Consider the following 17,529-nt stretch of genomic DNA (forward strand, 5'->3'; position numbering starts at 1 on the left):
AGCCTACGTCAGAACAGTCGGGGATCCAGACCGGCGATCGGCGGGCGTTCGTCGGTGCGGAGTTCGACGGTGTGCGGCGAGAACGCCCCGGTCGCATCGGGGACGAACTGGGTGAGGCCGACGCCCGAGTCGTCGATGCCGCACCGGTCGAGGAGAGTCGCGACGATCTGGCGGCTCATGACGGCGAGGTCGCGCAGCGGCCGGTTGCGGTGCTGGCGCACGCCGAGGTTCACCTGCCCGATCCCCGGCAGCCCGAATCGGTCGTAGGTGTCGACCAGCAGGCCGATCTCGACACCGTAGCCGGGCGCGAAACGAACCGACGTCAACAGCTCGCGGGTGCCCGCGTACTCGCCGCCGAGCGGCTGCAGCACCTCCCCCAGCTCGGGCTTCAACGCGGTGAGCAGGGGTCGCGCGAGGAGTTCGGTGACGCGGCCGCCGCCGGACGCCTCCCGCCTGTCGCCGGTCAGCAGCGGGCGACGGTAGTAGCCCTTGACCAGGTGGATTCCCGGGTCGGCCAGCAGCGGACCGAGCATCCTCGGCACGAACATCGGGTCCGGCTCGATGAGGTCGGCGTCGACGAACGCCACCAGATCACCGGTCGTCGCGGCGAGTGACCGCCACAACGCCTCGCCCTTGCCCGGCATCGGCTCGAGCCCGGGGACGGCCTCCTCGCGGGTGACGACGCGCGCCCCCGACTCCCGCGCGCGCTGTGCCGTGCGGTCCGTGCACCCGGAGTCGAGGACGATCAGTTCGTCCACCAGCGTGCCGACGAGCGGGCGGATGGACGCGATGACACCGGCGACGGTGTCCTCCTCGTTCAACGCGGGCAGGACCACGGACACCGTCCGCCCGTCCTTGGCCGCGACCAGGTCGTCGACGCTCCACTCGGGATGATCCCAGGTGTGGGTGTGCGACCAGCGCGCCTCGCCTTCGCCGCGGTCGGTCCACACGGCGTTCACGCGAGCCCCCGAACGGTGCGGGCCGGACGCCGCGTGCCGTTGATGGACGCCACCATGTCGACGGCGCGCCGGGTGTCCGCCACTTCGTGGACACGGAACACCCGCGCACCGGCCGCGGCGGCGAGCGCCGTCGCCGCGAGGGTGCCCGCCACCCGATCGGCGAGGTCGGCGTTCAACGTCTCCCCGATGAAGTCCTTGTTCGACAACGCCATCAGCACCGGCCATCCGGTGTCGACGAGTCTGTCGAGTTCGCGCAGCAGTGCCAGCCCGTGGTGCGTGTTCTTGCCGAAGTCGTGCGTCGGGTCGATGAGGATCCCGTCGGCGCGGATCCCGGCGTCGCGGGCCCTGGCCGCGGACGCGGTCAGCTCGTCGACCACGTCGGCGATCACGTCGTCATAGGCCACACGGTGCGGCCGGGTCCGGACCACGGCTCCGCCGGTGTGCGAACAGACGATGCCCGCCCCGGCCTGCGCGGCGACGTCGACCAGTCGTGGATCGGCTCCGGCCCACGTGTCGTTGACGATGTCCGCGCCCGCGTCGCACGCGGCCGCCGCCACCTCGCTGCGCCAGGTGTCGACGCTGATCAGGAGGTCGGGATGCCGCTGCCGGATCCACGCGATCAGCGGGACCACGCGCTGTGCCTCCGCGACGGCGTCGACCTCTTCACCCGGCCCGGCCTTGACGCCGCCGATGTCGACGATGTCGGCGCCCTGCGACACCACGAGGTCGACTCGAGCCTTCGCGGCGTCGTCGGAGAACGTCGCGCCCCGGTCGTAGAACGAGTCGGGCGTCCGGTTCACGATCGCCATCACGAGTGCGCGGTCGACGGCGACCGGGCGGCCGCACAGGGTGGGAGACACGGGGGTCGCGCCCGGCGGGTTCGACCCGGCCGAGGGGGCAGAGATCACCCTGCCACCCTACGGCCCTGGTGTGCGTCGATCAGCGCGGGGCCTTGGCCGCCGCGACGTCCGCCGGGTACTCGTCGTAGAACGGCACGTAGCCGTCCGAGCGCCCCTTGAGGACCCACACGTCGTCGCCGCCGACGTCGGCGAAGCCCTCATTGCGCAGCTCCACCTTGCGGTTCTTGAACGTGGACGTCACCTCGAGCTCCCCGACGAACCGCACGAACAGCGGCACCGCGTATGCGGGCAGCGCCGCGTACAGGGTGTCCGCGAGCGTCTTCGGGTCCGGGCGCGAGTCGCCGGTGACGGTGACCGACACCATGCCGGCCTTGCCGTCGCATCCGGGCACCTCGACGCCGTAGGCGACGGCTCCGTCGACCGCGCCGTCCTGCGCCACGGCGCCCTCCACCTGGGTGGTCGCCACGTTCTCACCCTTCCAGCGGAACGTGTCGCCGAGGCGGTCGACGAAGGTGATGTGCGAGAAGCCGATGTCGCGGACCAGGTCGCCCGAGTTGAAGTAGGCGTCGCCCTTCTTGAACGCGTCGCGGACGATCTTCTTCTCCGTCTCGCGGGCGTCGGTGTACCCGTCGACGGGCACGCGGTCGCTGATCTCGGCGATCAGCAGGCCCGGCTCCCCCTTGGGCACCGCGGTCAGCCGTCCGGCCCCGTCACGCTTGGGTTCGCCGTCGGCGTCGTACTCGACGAGTTTGAACGGCAGCGGGCAGAAGCCGACGGTCCGCTTGACGCCGAACACGTTGACGAATGCGAGGTTCAGTTCGCTCGCGCCGTAGAACTCGACCACGCGGTCGATGCCGAAGCGGTCGACGAACTCGTCCCAGATCTCCGGGCGCAGGCCGTTGCCGACGACGAGCCTGATCGAATGCGCGCGGTCGGTCGGCTTGGGCGGCTGGGCGAGCAGGTAGCGGCACAGTTCGCCGATGTACGAGAAGGCCGTCGCGCGGTTCTCGATCACCTCGTCCCAGAAGCGCGACGCCGAGAACTGCGGGCTCAACGCCATGCACGCGCCGCCCGCGAGGACCGCGCCGAGCGACACCGACACCGCGTTGTTGTGGTACAGCGGCAGCGCGACGTACATCGTGTCGGACGGGCGCAGGCGCACCGCGAGTCCACCGATACCCGTGAAGTTCGCCAACCACCGGTTGTGGCTCATCACGCTGGCCTTGGGCAGGCCCGTGGTCCCCGACGTGAAGATGTAGAACGCCAGCGTGGACGCGGGCAGCGTCGCCGTGACCGCGGGATCGGCCTCCGACTTGTCCGCCGCGGCCTCGTCGAGCGCCGCGAAGTCGAGAATGTGCTCGGGGTGACGGTCCCGGCTCATCGAGTCGAACGCCTCGTCGCAGTCAGGGTCGCGGATCAGCACGTTCGCGTTCAACAGCGACACGCTGTGGTCGATGACCTCGCCGCGCTGGTTGTAGTTCAGCATGCCCGCGACCGCACCCAGCTTGAGGACCGCGAGGATCACGAACAGATCGGTCGGGTTGTTCTTCGACAGGATGCCGACCACGTCGCCGACCGTCACACCGCGTTCGGTGAGCACCGCCGCGTACCGGTTGACGATCCGGTTGGCCTCGCCGTACGACGTCGACTCGCCGTGCCAGCGGACGAACGGCCGGTCCGGGTGATCGGCCGCGAGCTGCGCGAAGATCTGGCCGATGGTGTTCTTCTTGTCGGGCGACCGGAACACCAGATTCGGTGCGTGGCGCGCCATCGACGGCAGATCGGGCGCCATCTTGGCGACACCCTTGAGAATGTCGGTGATCCCGACCTTGGTTGGCACGGTGCTCATGGTTGCTTCACTCCTCACACGGGGCGGCGAACGCCGTCACCCTACCGCCGAGTCAGTCCGTCGATCGCGGCGGCCACCGTGTCGACGACGATCAGACGTTCCAGCGCCGACTCGGACACGAATCCACGTGCGCGGAGATCGTCCAGCCAGCCGAGCAGCGGATCGTAGAATCCGTCGTGGTTGATCATCACGATCGGCTTGTCGTGGACGCCGAGGTAGGCTCCCGTCCACGTCTCGAACAGCTCCTCGAAGGTCCCGATGCCGCCGGGCAGCGTGATGAAGCCGTCCGCCATCTCGTCCATCAGACGCTTGCGCTCACGCATCGTCTCGGTGACGATCAGCTCGTCGGAGTCGAGATCGGCGACCTCTTTCGCCATCAAATGCTCGGGGATGATGCCGATCGTCCGACCGCCCGCCCCGCGCGCTGCCCGCACCAGGCTGCCCATCATCGAGATGTTGCCGCCGCCGGAGACCACGGTGGCTCCGGCCGCGGCGATCGCCGCTCCCGTGTCCGCGGCCAACCGCAGGTACTCCTCGTCGACCGGGCCGGACGCGCAGTAGACGCAGATCGCCGGACCGTCGGCGCTCACGGGCGGACCGCCTTCTCGCAGACGACCCGAACAGCGTCCTCCGGCGTGTCGACGACGGTGAGCAGATCGAGGTCCTCGGGCGAGATCTTCCCGTCCGCGGCCAGCGTGTTCTTGATCCAGTCGACGAGCGGTCCCCAGAAGTCCCTGCCGACCAGCACGATCGGGAAGCGCAGCACCTTGCGCGTCTGCACGAGGGTCAGCGCCTCGAACAGTTCGTCGAGGGTGCCGATGCCGCCCGGCAGGCAGACGAAGGCCTGCGAGTACTTGACGAACATCGTCTTGCGGACGAAGAAGTAGCGGAAGTTGATCGCGAGGGTCACGTACGGGTTGATGTGCTGCTCGAACGGCAGCTCGATGTTGAGGCCGATGGACTGCGCGCCGACCTCGAAGGCGCCCTTGTTGGTGGCCTCCATCGCGCCCGGACCACCGCCGGTGATGACGGCGAACCCAGCCTCACCGAGCCCTCGTCCCAGATCGACGCCCATCTGGTATTCGGGCGTTCCGGGCGCGACCCGCGCCGACCCGAACACCGTCACAGCCTCGGCGACTCCGCTCAGCGCGTCGAACCCGGCCACGAACTCCGACTGGATGCGGAGCACCCGCCACGAGTCCCTGACGCGCCTGCGATCGGCGAGTTCGGGATCGCGCGGATCCACCCATTGCAGCAGCGCCCGGTCGGTCGTGGTCCGCTCCGCGTCGCCGGACACCCGCACCTGCGTGGCGCCGATGTGCCGCAGCGGGGCCGCGTCCAGTATCGGCTCGTCGTTCGTCGACTGCTCGTTCGCGCCGGATTCGCCATCAGCCATGCCGAGACCGTATCAACCCCCGCGCCGTCGCACCGGTCAGGCGCGCACCTCGAAGACCGGGAATCCCGGTGCGACGGCGAGGATGTCGGCGTCGGACGAGTCCGCGGCGAGGCCGTCGACGAAGTCCGCGACCTGCCATCCCCACCTGTCGAGGTAGGCCCGGACGATGCGCGGCTTCACGGCGTCGTCGAGTTCGGCCAGCGTCACCGACTCCACCCGTCGGCCTCGGCGGAGCCCCACCGCTCCCCCGGCGCGCACATTGCGGACCCACTGGGTGTGACCGCGCGGCGAGAACAGGTAGCGCACGCCGTCGAGTTCGAGGACGTTGACCGGGGTGGTTCGGACCGCGCCGGTCCGGCGTCCCACCGTCTGCAGTTCGTGAACGCTCCTCGGCGCCGCGCCGAGTCGGGCGAGGGCCCCGACGACGGCGTTGGACGCGGCGAACGCGGCTCCGGCCGGTTCGCGGTATCGGTTCTTCGACATGGTCGTCTCCTTCAGAAGTCTCGGTAGGGCGGCAGGACCGCCGCGATGTTGAGGACGAGAGAGGCCGCGGCGAAGGTCCACACCCAGCCGCCGCGGGCACCGCTCGCCGCGAGCAAGCCCGTCGCCGCGGCGAACAGGCCGATCTTGACCGCGTACTTCGCGACCGCGAGATCGACGGCCGCTCGCGGTGACGCGAACAGGCCCCACAGGACGACCGCGAGCACGACCGCCGCGACACCGGCGGCCACACCGACCCAGCCGCGTCCGGCGACCGCCCACACGGCTCCGCCGAGCACGCCGAGCATGACGATCTCGACGGCGAACAGCAGACCCGCGAGGGTCCAGAGATATGCGGTGACCATCGATGAGCCCTCCACTAAATGCGAACAGTGTTCTCGTTATTGAGAGTAGGCTCCACACTTCCAGAAATCAAGAACACCGTTCACGCTTTGGTGGTCATGCGACGATGGACGGGATGACGACCGACACCGGAACCCGTGCCCGCAACCGCGCAGCCGTCGAAGCCAGCCTGCGCGAGGTGGGAAGCCGTCACCTGGCCGAACACGGCGCGGCAGCGCTCTCCCTCCGAGCCGTCGCACGTGACATGGGACGCACCCCGTCGTCGCTGTACCGCTATGTCCGCGACCGCGACGACCTGCTCACGATGCTCATCGTCGACGCCTATGACGACCTCGGCGACGCCATCGACACCGCGGTGGGCGACCACCCGAATCGACGCCACGCGTTCACCGCCTTCGCACACGCGCTGCGGGCATGGAGTCTGGGCCACCCGAGCGAATACGCGCTGCTGTACGGCTCACCGGTCCCCGGCTATCACGCCCCCGCGGACGCGACCGGTCGCGCGGGAAACCGCCCGATCCTCGCGCTGGCTCGGATCGTCGCCCCCGCCACGGCGGTCCCGGCAGTCGACGGCGTCGACAGGACCGTCCAGGCCGGCGCCGCCGACGCCCTGGCGGCCACGACCAGGGAAGACGGCGTCGCCGACATCGGCCTGTCCCCGGACACACTCGCCAGGGCGCTCGTCGTGTGGAACCTGATGCTGGGCGCCATCACCGCCGAACTCTTCGAACAACTCGGCCCTATCACCGACCGCCCGGACGACGTCTGGGCCGGCACGGTCGATCTGGCCGCGGCGCTGCTCTTCGGTCGCGATTGAGCTACGACGAGAGGTACGTGCGGAGGATGTCGGCGACCTGAGTGATCTGCTCGACCGGGACGCGCTCGTCGACGCGGTGCGCGAGGCTCGGATCACCGGGGCCGAGGTTGACGGCGGGAATGCCGAGGGCCGAGAACCGCGAGACGTCGGTCCAGCCGTACTTGGCACGGAACTTCCCGTCCGCGGCCGCGACCAGTGCCGCGGCCGCGGGATGAGCGAGGCCCGGCAGTGCGCCCGAGGCCGAGTCGGTCACCTCGGCCGTCACCAGTCCGGCGGACAGTTCGGCCGCGAACACCTCCCGGACATGGTCGAAAGCCTGTTCCACACTGCGGTCGGGCGCGAAGCGGAAGTTCACGTCCACGTACACCTCGTCGGGGATCACATTGCCCGCCACACCGCCGCGGATCCCGACCGCGGACAGTCCCTCGCGGTATTCGCAGCCGTCGATGTCGACGCGGCGCGGCCGGTACGCGGCGAGCGTCGTCAGCAAGCCGCCCAGCTTGTGGATCGCGTTGTCGCCCATCCATGCCCGCGCCGAATGCGCACGCGTGCCGGTCGCCGTGAAGCGGACGCGGAGCGTGCCCTGACACCCCGCCTCGATGAGTCCCGCGGTCGGCTCGCCGAGGATCGCGACGTCGCCGTGGAGCCAGTCCGGCAGTTCCCGCTCGATGGTTCCGAGCCCGTTGAACTCGGCCGCGATCTCCTCGCAGTCGTAGAAGATCAACGTCAGATCGTGGGCGGGCTCGTCGAGCGTGGCCGCCAGGTGCAGGAAGACCGCGTCGCCCGACTTCATGTCGACGGTGCCGCAACCGTGCAGAACGTCGCCCTCCTCATCGGTGACAGTGCGCCGCGACGGGACGTTGTCGACGATCGGCACCGTGTCGAGATGCCCGGCGAGGATCACCCGCGTCGCCTTGCCTCGGTCGGTCCGCGCCAGGACGCAGTTGCCGTGTCGAATCACCTCGAAGCCCGTCAACTGCTCTCGCAGCGCCCGCTCGACGGCGTCGGCGATCGTCGTCTCGTCGCGACTCACGCTCGCGATGTCGACGAGCGCGGCCGTCAGATCGATGGGATCGGCGGACAGGTCCAGTGCGGGGATGCTCACGAGAACCCATCGTAGGCATGTCGGCGCGCGGTAGCTGCGTCGTACCGCAACCGCGGTACCGGGCCCCGCGCGCCCGCCCGTCCGATCCGGCCGGTACGCCACGAAGCCGCTGCTCACGGGCACACTTCGCGCACGGTGGCCGATTCAAGGGATTCACCCGGTCGCCCGACGCGACACGCCGCCGGGCGCCGGGCTCGGCGCGACGATCGTCGCATGCTTGCGCGCATCTCCGCGGCCGTCGCCGCCCGTCCCTGGCAGGTGATCGTCGGCTGGGTGATCGCGACCGCCGCGATCGTCCTCCTGTCGCCGAACCTCGACGACTACGTCGACGGCAACCAGCAGAACTTCCTGCCCGACACGTTCGAGTCGGTGACCGCGCAGAGCATCGGCGACCGGTACTTCCCGGAGTCGTCCGGTGCGGGCGGGACCATCGTCATCACCCGCGACGACGGCGCCACGCTCACCGACGCCGACCAACAGACAGCGCTCGGACTCGCGCAGCGGCTCGACGCCGACTCCACGCCCGGAGTCGCCGCGATCACGGCGAGTCCGCGGTCGCTGTCGCCGGACCACAAGGTCGTCGCGCTCGGCGTCTCCTTCACCGGTCAGCCCGGGGACGACGCCGTGAACGCCGCCGTCGACACCCTGCGCGATGACGCGTCGCGGGCCTTGGACGGCACCGGACTGCACGCCGGTCTCACCGGCAACGCCGCGATCCTCGTCGACACGCAGGAGGCCTATCACGGTGCCGAGACGATCATCTCGATCGCGACGGTCGCGATAATCGTGATCCTGCTCGGCCTCGTGTTCCGGTCGGTGATCATCGCGGTGGCCCCGATCGTGCTGATCGGCGCGGTCTTCGCCGCCGCGCAGGGCCTGACCGCCTGGGCGGCGCAACTGTTCGACTTCCACGTGTCGACGTCGCTGGCGTCGATCATGATCGTGGTCCTGTTCGGCGTCGGCGCCGACTACATCGTGTTCCTGCTGTTCCGCTACCGGGAACGACTCCGTGACGGACTGGACCACCGCACCGCCCTCCTCGACGCGAGCACCGCGGTCGGACGCGTGATCGCCTCGTCGGCCCTCACGGTGATCGGCGCGTTCGCGGCCCTGTTCCTGGCCCGGCTGGGATCGCTGACGTCGCTCGCTCCCGGCCTGATCCTGTCGGTCGCGTACATGCTGTTCACCGCGATGACGGTGGTCCCGGCGTCGATCTCGCTGCTCGGCAGCCGACGACTGCTGTGGCCCGGCGGGCCGGGAGCGCACCGCGAGACGTCGTCGATGGCGGCCGTCGCGGGGGTGGTGGCTCGTCGACCCGTCGTGGTGATCGCCGTGATCGTCGGCGTGCTGGCGGTCGGAGCCGTATTCTCCGGCGGCTACCGGGCGACGTACGACACGCTCGGCGAACTGCCGCCGGACACGCCGTCCCAACAGGCGTACACCGACCTGTCCACGTCGTTGCCTGCGGGAGCATTGAGCCCGACACAGGTGTACGCGACCGCGGCCGACACCCTGACACCCGACGGTCTGCAGTCGTTGACGGCCGCTCTCGGCGCCGTGCACGGCGTCGCATCGGTCGCACCCCCGCAGGCCTCCCCGACCGGCGAGGCCGCGGTGATCTCGGTGATCCTCGCCGACAACCCGTACTCGTCGGGTGCGCTCGACACCATCGCCGACCTGCGCTCCGCGGTGCCGGACGGGGTGCTGGTCGGCGGTCAGACCGCGGTGCTCGCCGACGTCAGATCGCAGCTCGACGACGACACCGCGCTCGTCTTCCCGGTCGCCGCGGCGATCGTGGCGGCGATCCTGTGCCTGCTCCTGCGGTCGCTGCTCGCGCCGCTCGCGCTCATCGTCGCCGTGGGGCTGACGTTCGCCGCCACTCTGGGAGTCCTCACGCTGGTGTTCCTGCACGGCGTCGACGTGTCGGGCATCGATTTCACGACGCCGATCGTGCTGTACCTCTTCGTCGTCGCGATCGGCACCGACTACAACATCCTGATGGCCGAACGGGTCCGCCACGAGTTCGCCTCGGGGCGTCCACCGCGAGAGGCGTCGCGGACGGCCGTGGCGATGGACGCGCCGACCGTCGTCGTCGCCGGCGCGATCCTCGCCCTGACGTTCGCGTCGCTGACTCTCACGGGCATGGACAATCTCGTCGAACTGGGCACCGGAGTCGCCGTCGGTGTCGCCGTGGCCGCATTCGGGATGGCTCCGATGCTCGTCCCCTCGCTCGCCGCGATCGGCGGACACGCGTTCTGGTGGCCCACCCGGGCGCCGACGAGGACAGGAGAACCCGAATGAGACGTCTCTGGATCGTCATCGCACTCGCGGCGGGCCTGACGGGCATCGTCGTGCCGCCCGCTCGGGCCGCCCTGCCCGACCTGCCGTCGAACCAGTTCACCGTCGTGAACTACGGCGTGTACGACCTGACGTACCTGTCGTACACGGACCCCGACGGCATGCTCGTGACCCGCCCCCGCAGCGGCTCGGTGTACACGCCCGGAGACGCCGGGACCTGGGCGTTCAAGAAGAACATCAAGAAGCACACGGCCACCCTGCAGTTCGTCGACGGCGACAGCCCGATCCGCGGCCAACGGTCGTCGACGATCACGCTGACCACGTCCGACGACTCCGGGAACAACATCGTGCACGTGGCGTGTGCGGGCACCGGATACCTCTGCCAGGTCCGCGGCGCCGCGATCTACCTCGTCGACGACATCACGAAGTTCCCGCAGCTCGAGGCCCGGTCCGAGGGCGACGCCCAGCAGCAGTACGACCTGCTGAAGAACCTGTGCGCCACCGCGGGCCCGGATTGCCTGTTCACCACGACGACCCGGAAGGCCACGTTCGGCGACGCCGCCCGGATCACACCCCGGACCTGGTCGAGCGACAACGGCATGCTGTACAGCCGGACGATCAGCTACACGACCGCGACGACGACGTCGTTCTCCACCACGTACAAGGTCGGTGCGTCGTACGACGTGTTCAGCGCCTCGGTCTATCGGAAGTACTCGACGACGGTCACCGAGTCGCGGACCGAGACCGACGACGTCTCGTTCAGCATCCCGCCCAGGCTGTGGTTCTGGCTCGAAGAGGAGGGCGCGGTGGTCCGATACACCGGCGAATTCACCCTCGAGGTCGGTTCCGGGACGATCACCCTGACCGGGGTGCACTACGACGTCCCCGACCCGTCCCGGACGTCCCTGGTCTCGGCGATCACGTCTCCGACCAACCCCGATCTCGATCCCGCCGACGACCCCGGCTACGGCCAGTCCCGCGGCTCACTCGGCTCCTTCGGATCGATCGGACGGTCGCTGTCATGATGAGACAGGCCCTCGCGGCCGCGCTCGGCGCCGCGGTCGTCCTCGCGGCCGGATCCGCGGTCGCCGACCCCGGCGATCCCGGCAAGCAGCCGAACGAGCGGAAGGCCGGCGACGTCGACCGCAGCCGCGAGTACAGCATCTGCAACCACACCGGGCTCGACCTCGACCTGGTGAACCTGTTCACCGATGCCGCGAACATGTTCTCCGACTATCCGCAGGCCCGCGGCGCGGCCGCCTACCCGGTCATCTCGACCCTGCGCGACAACACCTGCCAGCACTGGCAGTACGGCATCGCGATGCACAACACCCACAACACGTCGGCCGTCTACATGAACACGGCCCGGACCGTCGTCGTCAACCTCCGCGGGATGATCCTGCCGTCCAACGACGGCGACAACTGGCACACCAACACCGAGTTCCGCTATGTCGTCGACACCCGCGGCTACGCCGGTCCGGCTATCAGCGTGAAGGCCGATCAGTCCAGCAGGCGGGTCAATCTGACCGCGGGCGGTGTCGGAGACGCCCCCGGAGACGCCCCCGACCGAGGTTCCAGCACGGGCTCCGGCGACTGGGGCTCGATCGGTTCGGGGTCCCGCGACCGCGACCGCGGATCGCACGACCGAGGAGGACGATCATGAGACTCGCCCGCGCGATCACCGCGCTCGGCGCGGCGGCTCTCCTCGCGGGCGCCGCGGCCGCCTACGCCGACACCCCCGACTCCTCGGCGTCCCTGTCGTCGACGGTGATGAGGATCTACGACTTCACGACGTACGGGCTGCAGTTCACCCGGCCGGCGTGGGGCATGCCGAACCCGACCGATCCCGACGGGATCATCACCGCCCGCCCGACGGGCGGCGCCGTCATGGACCCCGGCGACTACCAGGAGGTGACGCTGACCCAGAACATCAAGATGCACGCTGTCGGCCTCCGATACACGTCGCAGGCGACACCCGGAAAGGGAGTGACGGTCCAGGTCATCACGTCCGACGATTCGTCGAACAACAAGGCGACGATCGAATGTCGCGGATCGGGCTATCTATGCCTGTCGGACGGCAGGAACACGGTGTTCGTCGTCGACGACGTCGACGGGTATCCGGCGTCGGCCACCCGGACGGTGCCCGCCGCCGACGACGAGACGCAGTTCGACATGCTTCGCCGACTCTGCACCGACACCTCCGCCGCATCGTGCTCGTTCAACGTCGGGAGCCGCAAGAGCATCCTGTCCGATCCGACGCGCGTCAGCAACGTGTACCGGTCCGACGTCGACTGGACGTATTCGAAGGCGACGACTGTCACCTCCGAGTACACGACATCGGTCACGAACGGCGTCGGCGCCGACCTCGACAAGGCGTGGGACGTGGTGAGCGCCTCGGTGGAGCACGAGTACGAGACGTCGACCACGAGGTCGTCGTCGTACACCGAGACGATCACCTACCAGGTGAGCCCCGGCGTCTACTTCTGGGTCGAGGCCCGCAATCCGATGATCCGCTACACCGGCGACTTCCGGTTCTCCCTGAAGGGCAAGGGCGAGATCGTGTTGAAGGACGTCTACTACGACGTCCCCGACCCGTCGCGGAAGGGGACGCTCGCCGGCATCACCTCGACGACGAAGCCGGTGTCGGCGCCCGTGTCACCACCGCCCGCGTGACGGGGCCGTTCGGGTTCGGCGCATGCGTTCGTCGAGCTTGCGCTGCATCTCGGACACCTTCTGCGGGCGGTAGCCCGGTGCCGCCGGACTAGCGAGATTGTGCAGCTCGAACGGGTCGGCCCGCAGGTCGTACAGTTCCCGCTGAGCGGGCGTCGCCCCCGTCGGGTCGAAGTACACCGTGTACTTGTACCGGTCGTCGCGGACGGCCCGGATGTGGTTGGGTTCGGTGACGATCTTCTGCCCGTCCGGCGACGCCGTGTTGACGTCGTCGAAGGTGAACAGCACGCTGTCCTGCACCGTGGCCGTCGGGTGGGCGGGCCGGGCGACGGCGTCGCGGATCACCGGCGTCAGGTCGGTGCCGCGGAAGGTGAACTGCGACCGGTCGGGCACGTCGGCGAGCGAGGCGAACGTCGGCATCAGGTCGACGAGCGAGGCGAGCGCCGTCGTCGTGACTCCGCGCGGGAACATCGTCGGGTTGCTGACGATCAGCGGGACGCGGAGGGTCTCCTCGTAGGCGTTGAACGTCTTCTGCCGCAGACCACCGTGCGACAACCCCATCTCGCCGTGGTCGGAGATCCGCACGACGACGGTGTTCCGGTGCAGGTCGGCGTCTTCCTCGAGGGCGTCGAGGACCTGCCCGAGCCGCTCGTCGACAACCTTGTGGAGGTACGCGTAGAAGTTCGCGTAGTCGCGGGCGTCGCGTTCGGTCGGGAGGACGCCGAGAGCGCCCGCGAGCAACAGCTGAGACTGCACCTGGGCCGTCGGCTTGTGGCCGAGGAGCAGGTTCTCGCGGTACGACGGCGGCAGGTCGATGCCCTGTCGGAACGCCTTCGGCGCGGCCGACGCGTAGTTGTCGCAGTTCCCGATGTGCTGATTCCAGCTCTTCGGGAACGACAGGATGTCGTGCGGATTCGCCAGGGACACGATGAGCGCGAACGGTCCGTCCTCGCGGGCGTCCGTGCGCAGGAAGTCGACTGCCTGCGCCGTGACCCGGCCGTCGTGGTCGGCGCATCCCCCGCCGAAGTTGGAGGGTTTCGTGTCGCCGCCGAAGTCGGGGCCGCGCCACCCGCCGAACCCGTACTCGGCGAGGTCGTCGGCGTCCGGCGATCCGCCGTCGGCTCCCTTGCTCATGTGCCACTTGCCGCGGTACTCGACGCGGTATCCGGCGGCCTTGAGGATGGTCGCCATGTTCTGTTCGGTCACCGGGAGGGTCCGCTCGGTCGGTGAGACGGTGCCGCCCTCGGTGAGCGTGGAGGTGACCCCGTGCTCGGCCGGATACTTGCCGGTGAAGAACGTCGACCGGCTCGGCGAACACATGGCGGCGGCACAGAACGCGTTCTCGAAGCTGAGACCGTGGTCGACGAGGCGCTGCCGGTTGGGCAGGTTCCGCGCGGCCCAGCCCGCGGGCCAGTGCATCGGTTTGCGTTCCTGATCGGTGATGAACAGGACGATGTTGGGCCGGTACGGCATCGACCCCGCGCTCGTCCCGTCGCCCGCGGCGGGTGCGGCCGTGCGCGTGGCCGCACCGAAGGCGAGTCCAGCGGCCGCGGCGCCCAACCCGGCCAGGACGGTGCGGCGGGCGACCGTCGAACGGTCCGGGATGGCGGTGTCGGGCATGGGGTTCCTCCTCGTCGAGACGTCCAGCCGACAGTAGGTCCGACGGACGGGCACGTCACGGCCATTCCGTGCCGTCTCGACGCCGCGGGGGCGACGACCTGCGCATAGTGTCGCCGACACCGCGTCTGCGGGCCGCGGCACGTACCGCGGTCGTAGTAGTCACCTGTGCCCGCGGCGCCCGCCCGGCGTCACCAGCCCCAACTCGTACGACCGCACGACGAGCTGCGCGCGGTCGCGTGCGTCGAGTTTCGCCATCGCCCGATTCACGTGGGTCTTCGCCGTCAGGACGGTGATCCCGAGGGCCCGCGCGATCTCGGCGTTGTCGGCGCCGCCCGCCACGAGGACCACGACCTCGCGCTCGCGCGGGGTCAGGTCGTGGAGCCGGTCCTCGCCGTGGATCGCCGAACCGACGGGTCTGGCGAGGAATTCGTCGACGAGCATCCGGGTGGCGCTCGCCGACATGCGCACCGAACCGTCGGCCACCGACCGGATCGATTCGAGGAGTTCGGCCGGCCGCGCGTCCTTGCCGAGGAAGCCCGACGCGCCCGCCCGCAACGCGCGCGCCACGTTGTCGTCGAACTCGAACGTCGTCAGGATCAGCACGCGGGTGCGCGCGAGCAACGGATCGGAGACGATCGCCCTGGTCGCGGCGATGCCGTCGACGCCGGGCATCCGGATGTCGAGGATCGCCACATCGGGGACTGTGCGCCGCACCGCCCGCACAGCCTCCGCGCCGTCGCGCGCCGAACCGACGACGGTCATGTCGGGTTCGGAGTCGATGAGGAGTTGCAGAGTGCTGCGGAACAGCGCCTGGTCGTCGGCGACGACGACACGCAGTGGTCGGGTCATGGTCGGTCTCCGTCGATGTCGAGGGGCAGTTCGGCGCGGACGGTGAACACGTCGCCGTCGTCGCCGAACTCGAGGCGGCCGCCCGCCGCGCCGAGCCGTTCGGCCATGCCGGGCAACCCGAACCCGCCCGGCTCGGTGGACGGCGTCGACGCGAGTCGGTTGCTCACCTCGATGCGCAGCGTGGACCGTCGGTACTCCATGACGACGAGCGCCGACTCCCCCGGCGCGTACTTGAGGGCGTTCGTCAACGCCTCCTGCACCATCCGGTAGGCGGCGAGTCCGACGTCGGCTCCGACCGTCCGCGGCGTCCCGCGGACGAGGATGCTCACGTCCAGCCCCGACTCGGCGACCGACCCGATGAGCGCGTCGACGTCGTCGAGGCCCGGCCCCGTCACGGCGCCGGGGTCGACGTCGGTGCGGAGCATGCCGACCATGCCCTTGATCTCGCGGAGGGCGCCTTCGGAGTTCTCGTGCATCCCTTCGAGCGCCGCGGCGGCGAGTTCGGGCCGGTCGAGCAGGTGCAGCGCCGTGCCGATCTGCAGGTTCAACGCGCTCAGATGGTGAGCGACCACGTCGTGGATGTCGCGGCTGATGCGGAGCCGCTCCTCCATGACACGCTGCTGCGCCTCGTACTCGTAGAGGGCCGTCGACACCCGGACACGCGTCTCCATGGCCGTCACATACCTGTTGCGGGCGCGCGTGACGCCGCCGATGCTCGCACCGAGGATCGGCCACCCGATGAGCCCGATCCGCTCCACCGGGAGCCAGTCCGGGCCGACGACGAGGGCGACGACGGTCAGTGCGCCGCACGCCGCGGCGGTGACCGCGACGGCGATCCTGGCACGGAACTGCGACGCGACCGTGCACAGGCACACCGACAACGGCAGCACCGCGGCGGCGTTGAACACCTCCGAATAGACGATGTATCCGGCGGCGCCCGCGGCCGTCCCGATCACCGCGAGCGCGGGATGCGTCCGTTTGACGACGAGGAACGCCGCGGACGCGACCACGATCAGCGCCGCGACCAGCGTCGCATCGCCCGGACGTCCGCCGCGCTGCTCGAATCGCATCGCGACGGCTCCGCACACGGCGACCAGGGCCGCCACCATGGACGCGGTCGCCATCGGACGCCGATACGACAGCTGCACCCAGCGTTCGACGATGTCCATCCCGCCACGATAGGAGCAGAACGGGCACGACGGCGCGGTTCTACTACGCCTGCGGTACGTCGGTCGCCCCGTCGGAGCCCGACGTTAGAATCATCGGGTGACTACTCAAGGTGCTGTTGCCATTGGAATCGCCACCGTCGTCGACAAGGACGGCGAGACCACCGTCCTCGACACGTGGTACCCGACCCCTGAACTGTCGTCGGACGCGGGCCCGACCGGCTCGACCGAACTGACCGGCGACGACGTCCCCGCCGACCTGCGCCCGCTCGTCGGAGCCGACGACGCCCGCGGCGTCCGCACGATCGCCGTGCGGACCGCCATCGCCGATCTGGCCGTCGCTCCCGTCGATGCGCACGACGTCTACCTGCGCCTGCACCTGCTGTCGCACCGCCTGGTGCAGCCGCACGGCGCGAACCTCGACGGCCAGTTCGGTCTGCTGGCGAACGTCGTGTGGACCAACTTCGGTCCGTGCGCCGTCGACGGCTTCGAGCAGACGCGCGTCCGGCTGCGCGCCCGCGGGCACGTGACCGTCACCTCGATCGACAAGTTCCCTCGCATGGTCGACTACGTGTCGCCGTCGGGCGTCCGCATCGGCGACGCCGACCGCGTCCGGCTCGGCGCACACCTCGCGCCCGGCACCACCGTCATGCACGAGGGCTTCGTCAACTTCAACGCGGGCACCCTCGGCACCTCGATGGTCGAGGGTCGCATCTCGGCGGGCGTCGTCATCGGCGACGGCTCCGACATCGGCGGCGGCGCGTCCACGATGGGCACCCTGTCGGGCGGCGGCAAGGAGATCATCACCATCGGCAAGCGTTGCCTGCTCGGCGCCAACGCCGGCTGCGGCATCCCGCTCGGCGACGACTGCGTCGTAGAGGCCGGCCTCTACGTGACCGCGGGCACCAAGGTGACCGGCCCCGACGGCACCGTCGTCAAGGCCCGCGAACTCGCAGGCCAGAGCAACCTGCTGTTCCGCCGCAACTCCGAGACCGGCGCCGTCGAGGTCCGGGCCAAGGAAGGCGACGGCATCGCCCTCAACGAGGCCCTGCACGCCAACAACTGACGCCGTACCTCCCTGTGCCGTAGATCGTGAC

Annotated in this window: 17 protein-coding genes; 6 read left to right on the forward strand and 11 right to left on the reverse strand. The window is 69.8% G+C overall.

All coding sequences use genetic code 11. The features are described from left to right. Positions 1-8: 8 nt before the first annotated feature. The 7 genes from GYB83_RS20800 to GYB83_RS20830 all read right to left on the reverse strand — a co-directional run bounded on the left by GYB83_RS20800 (position 9) and on the right by GYB83_RS20830 (position 5,909). The gene (locus GYB83_RS20800) at positions 9-959 is read right to left on the reverse strand and encodes a glucosyl-3-phosphoglycerate synthase (protein WP_161897194.1); all 951 of its coding nucleotides are present in this window, start codon (positions 957-959) and stop codon (positions 9-11) included. Next, positions 956-1,768, reverse strand: a complete 813-nt coding sequence (gene folP, locus GYB83_RS20805; RefSeq protein WP_228461785.1) for a dihydropteroate synthase — start codon at positions 1,766-1,768, stop codon at positions 956-958. The genes GYB83_RS20800 and folP overlap by 4 nt, the downstream gene beginning before the upstream one ends. Before the next feature lie 130 nt (positions 1,769-1,898). Then, positions 1,899-3,668 carry a long-chain-acyl-CoA synthetase gene (locus tag GYB83_RS20810; protein ID WP_161897195.1) on the reverse strand — a complete coding sequence of 590 codons (1,770 nt, stop codon included), beginning with the start codon at positions 3,666-3,668 and terminating at the stop codon, positions 1,899-1,901. Between the two features lie 41 nt (positions 3,669-3,709). Then, positions 3,710-4,258, reverse strand: a complete 549-nt coding sequence (locus GYB83_RS20815) for an LOG family protein (RefSeq protein ID WP_161897196.1) — start codon at positions 4,256-4,258, stop codon at positions 3,710-3,712. Next, on the reverse strand, positions 4,255-5,064 hold the full coding sequence (locus tag GYB83_RS20820; protein ID WP_161897197.1) for an LOG family protein: 810 nt from the start codon (positions 5,062-5,064) through the stop codon (positions 4,255-4,257). Before GYB83_RS20820 ends, GYB83_RS20815 begins: the two co-directional genes overlap by 4 nt. 36 nt (positions 5,065-5,100) lie before the next feature. Then, positions 5,101-5,547 carry a nitroreductase family deazaflavin-dependent oxidoreductase gene (locus GYB83_RS20825; protein ID WP_161897198.1) on the reverse strand — a complete coding sequence of 149 codons (447 nt, stop codon included), beginning with the start codon at positions 5,545-5,547 and terminating at the stop codon, positions 5,101-5,103. 11 nt (positions 5,548-5,558) lie between these two features. Next, entirely contained in the window at positions 5,559-5,909 is a 351-nt protein-coding gene (locus tag GYB83_RS20830) for a DUF2568 domain-containing protein (protein WP_161897199.1), read from the reverse strand. Between the two features lie 113 nt (positions 5,910-6,022). Between GYB83_RS20830 and GYB83_RS20835 the strand changes: the two genes are divergently transcribed. Continuing rightward, on the forward strand, positions 6,023-6,724 hold the full coding sequence (locus GYB83_RS20835) for a TetR/AcrR family transcriptional regulator (protein ID WP_161897200.1): 702 nt from the start codon (positions 6,023-6,025) through the stop codon (positions 6,722-6,724). A gap of 1 nt (position 6,725) precedes the next feature. On the opposite strand, the gene dapE is transcribed toward GYB83_RS20835, so the two are convergent. Then, positions 6,726-7,829 (reverse strand): succinyl-diaminopimelate desuccinylase, encoded by a 1,104-nt coding sequence (gene dapE / locus GYB83_RS20840; RefSeq protein WP_186349824.1) that lies wholly within the window; start codon positions 7,827-7,829, stop codon positions 6,726-6,728. Between the two features lie 213 nt (positions 7,830-8,042). Between dapE and GYB83_RS20845 the strand changes: the two genes are divergently transcribed. From GYB83_RS20845 to GYB83_RS20860, 4 genes are read left to right on the forward strand one after another with little or no spacing between them, the layout of a single operon-like run. Then, the gene (locus GYB83_RS20845; RefSeq protein ID WP_161897201.1) at positions 8,043-10,130 is read left to right on the forward strand and encodes an MMPL family transporter; all 2,088 of its coding nucleotides are present in this window, start codon (positions 8,043-8,045) and stop codon (positions 10,128-10,130) included. Then, on the forward strand, positions 10,127-11,152 hold the full coding sequence (locus GYB83_RS20850) for a hypothetical protein (protein WP_161897202.1): 1,026 nt from the start codon (positions 10,127-10,129) through the stop codon (positions 11,150-11,152). Before GYB83_RS20845 ends, GYB83_RS20850 begins: the two co-directional genes overlap by 4 nt. Beyond that, complete coding sequence (locus tag GYB83_RS20855) at positions 11,149-11,790, forward strand: hypothetical protein (protein ID WP_161897203.1); 642 nt, start codon at positions 11,149-11,151, stop codon at positions 11,788-11,790. The genes GYB83_RS20850 and GYB83_RS20855 overlap by 4 nt, the downstream gene beginning before the upstream one ends. Further along, positions 11,787-12,800, forward strand: coding sequence for a hypothetical protein (locus tag GYB83_RS20860; protein WP_161897204.1), 1,014 nt, complete (start codon positions 11,787-11,789; stop codon positions 12,798-12,800). Before GYB83_RS20855 ends, GYB83_RS20860 begins: the two co-directional genes overlap by 4 nt. Here GYB83_RS20860 and GYB83_RS20865 read toward each other — a convergent pair. From GYB83_RS20865 to GYB83_RS20875, 3 genes are all read right to left on the reverse strand, one after another. Then, positions 12,783-14,417 (reverse strand): sulfatase family protein, encoded by a 1,635-nt coding sequence (locus tag GYB83_RS20865; protein WP_161897205.1) that lies wholly within the window; start codon positions 14,415-14,417, stop codon positions 12,783-12,785. The two genes, GYB83_RS20860 and GYB83_RS20865, sit on opposite strands and share 18 nt — an antisense overlap. A 159-nt stretch (positions 14,418-14,576) precedes the next feature. After that, entirely contained in the window at positions 14,577-15,266 is a 690-nt protein-coding gene (locus tag GYB83_RS20870) for a response regulator transcription factor (RefSeq protein ID WP_161897206.1), read from the reverse strand. After that, positions 15,263-16,435, reverse strand: coding sequence for a sensor histidine kinase (locus GYB83_RS20875; protein ID WP_161897207.1), 1,173 nt, complete (start codon positions 16,433-16,435; stop codon positions 15,263-15,265). Before GYB83_RS20875 ends, GYB83_RS20870 begins: the two co-directional genes overlap by 4 nt. A 97-nt stretch (positions 16,436-16,532) precedes the next feature. On the opposite strand from GYB83_RS20875, the gene dapD reads away from it, so the two are divergent. Continuing rightward, a complete protein-coding gene (dapD, locus tag GYB83_RS20880) occupies positions 16,533-17,498 on the forward strand; it encodes a 2,3,4,5-tetrahydropyridine-2,6-dicarboxylate N-succinyltransferase (protein WP_161897208.1) in 966 nt (321 codons plus the stop codon). The last annotated feature ends 31 nt before the right edge of the window (positions 17,499-17,529 follow it).

Origin of the sequence: Gordonia spumicola (genome assembly GCF_009932475.1) — a bacterium.
Lineage (GTDB): Bacteria > Actinomycetota > Actinomycetes > Mycobacteriales > Mycobacteriaceae > Gordonia > Gordonia spumicola.

What these genes read in the sequence shown, in the direction of transcription:
- GYB83_RS20830 (WP_161897199.1), bottom strand. Translation starts at nt 5,909, where the DNA reads ATGGTCACCGCATATCTCTGGACCCTCGCGGGTCTGCTGTTCGCCGTC.
- GYB83_RS20820 (WP_161897197.1), bottom strand. Translation starts at nt 5,064, where the DNA reads ATGGCTGATGGCGAATCCGGCGCGAACGAGCAGTCGACGAACGACGAG.
- GYB83_RS20825 (WP_161897198.1), bottom strand. Translation starts at nt 5,547, where the DNA reads ATGTCGAAGAACCGATACCGCGAACCGGCCGGAGCCGCGTTCGCCGCG.
- folP (WP_228461785.1), bottom strand. Translation starts at nt 1,768, where the DNA reads ATGGCGATCGTGAACCGGACGCCCGACTCGTTCTACGACCGGGGCGCG.
- GYB83_RS20855 (WP_161897203.1), top strand. Translation starts at nt 11,149, where the DNA reads ATGATGAGACAGGCCCTCGCGGCCGCGCTCGGCGCCGCGGTCGTCCTC.
- GYB83_RS20875 (WP_161897207.1), bottom strand. Translation starts at nt 16,435, where the DNA reads ATGGACATCGTCGAACGCTGGGTGCAGCTGTCGTATCGGCGTCCGATG.
- GYB83_RS20810 (WP_161897195.1), bottom strand. Translation starts at nt 3,668, where the DNA reads ATGAGCACCGTGCCAACCAAGGTCGGGATCACCGACATTCTCAAGGGT.
- GYB83_RS20850 (WP_161897202.1), top strand. Translation starts at nt 10,127, where the DNA reads ATGAGACGTCTCTGGATCGTCATCGCACTCGCGGCGGGCCTGACGGGC.
- GYB83_RS20845 (WP_161897201.1), top strand. Translation starts at nt 8,043, where the DNA reads ATGCTTGCGCGCATCTCCGCGGCCGTCGCCGCCCGTCCCTGGCAGGTG.
- GYB83_RS20865 (WP_161897205.1), bottom strand. Translation starts at nt 14,417, where the DNA reads ATGCCCGACACCGCCATCCCGGACCGTTCGACGGTCGCCCGCCGCACC.
- GYB83_RS20835 (WP_161897200.1), top strand. Translation starts at nt 6,023, where the DNA reads ATGACGACCGACACCGGAACCCGTGCCCGCAACCGCGCAGCCGTCGAA.
- GYB83_RS20870 (WP_161897206.1), bottom strand. Translation starts at nt 15,266, where the DNA reads ATGACCCGACCACTGCGTGTCGTCGTCGCCGACGACCAGGCGCTGTTC.
- GYB83_RS20860 (WP_161897204.1), top strand. Translation starts at nt 11,787, where the DNA reads ATGAGACTCGCCCGCGCGATCACCGCGCTCGGCGCGGCGGCTCTCCTC.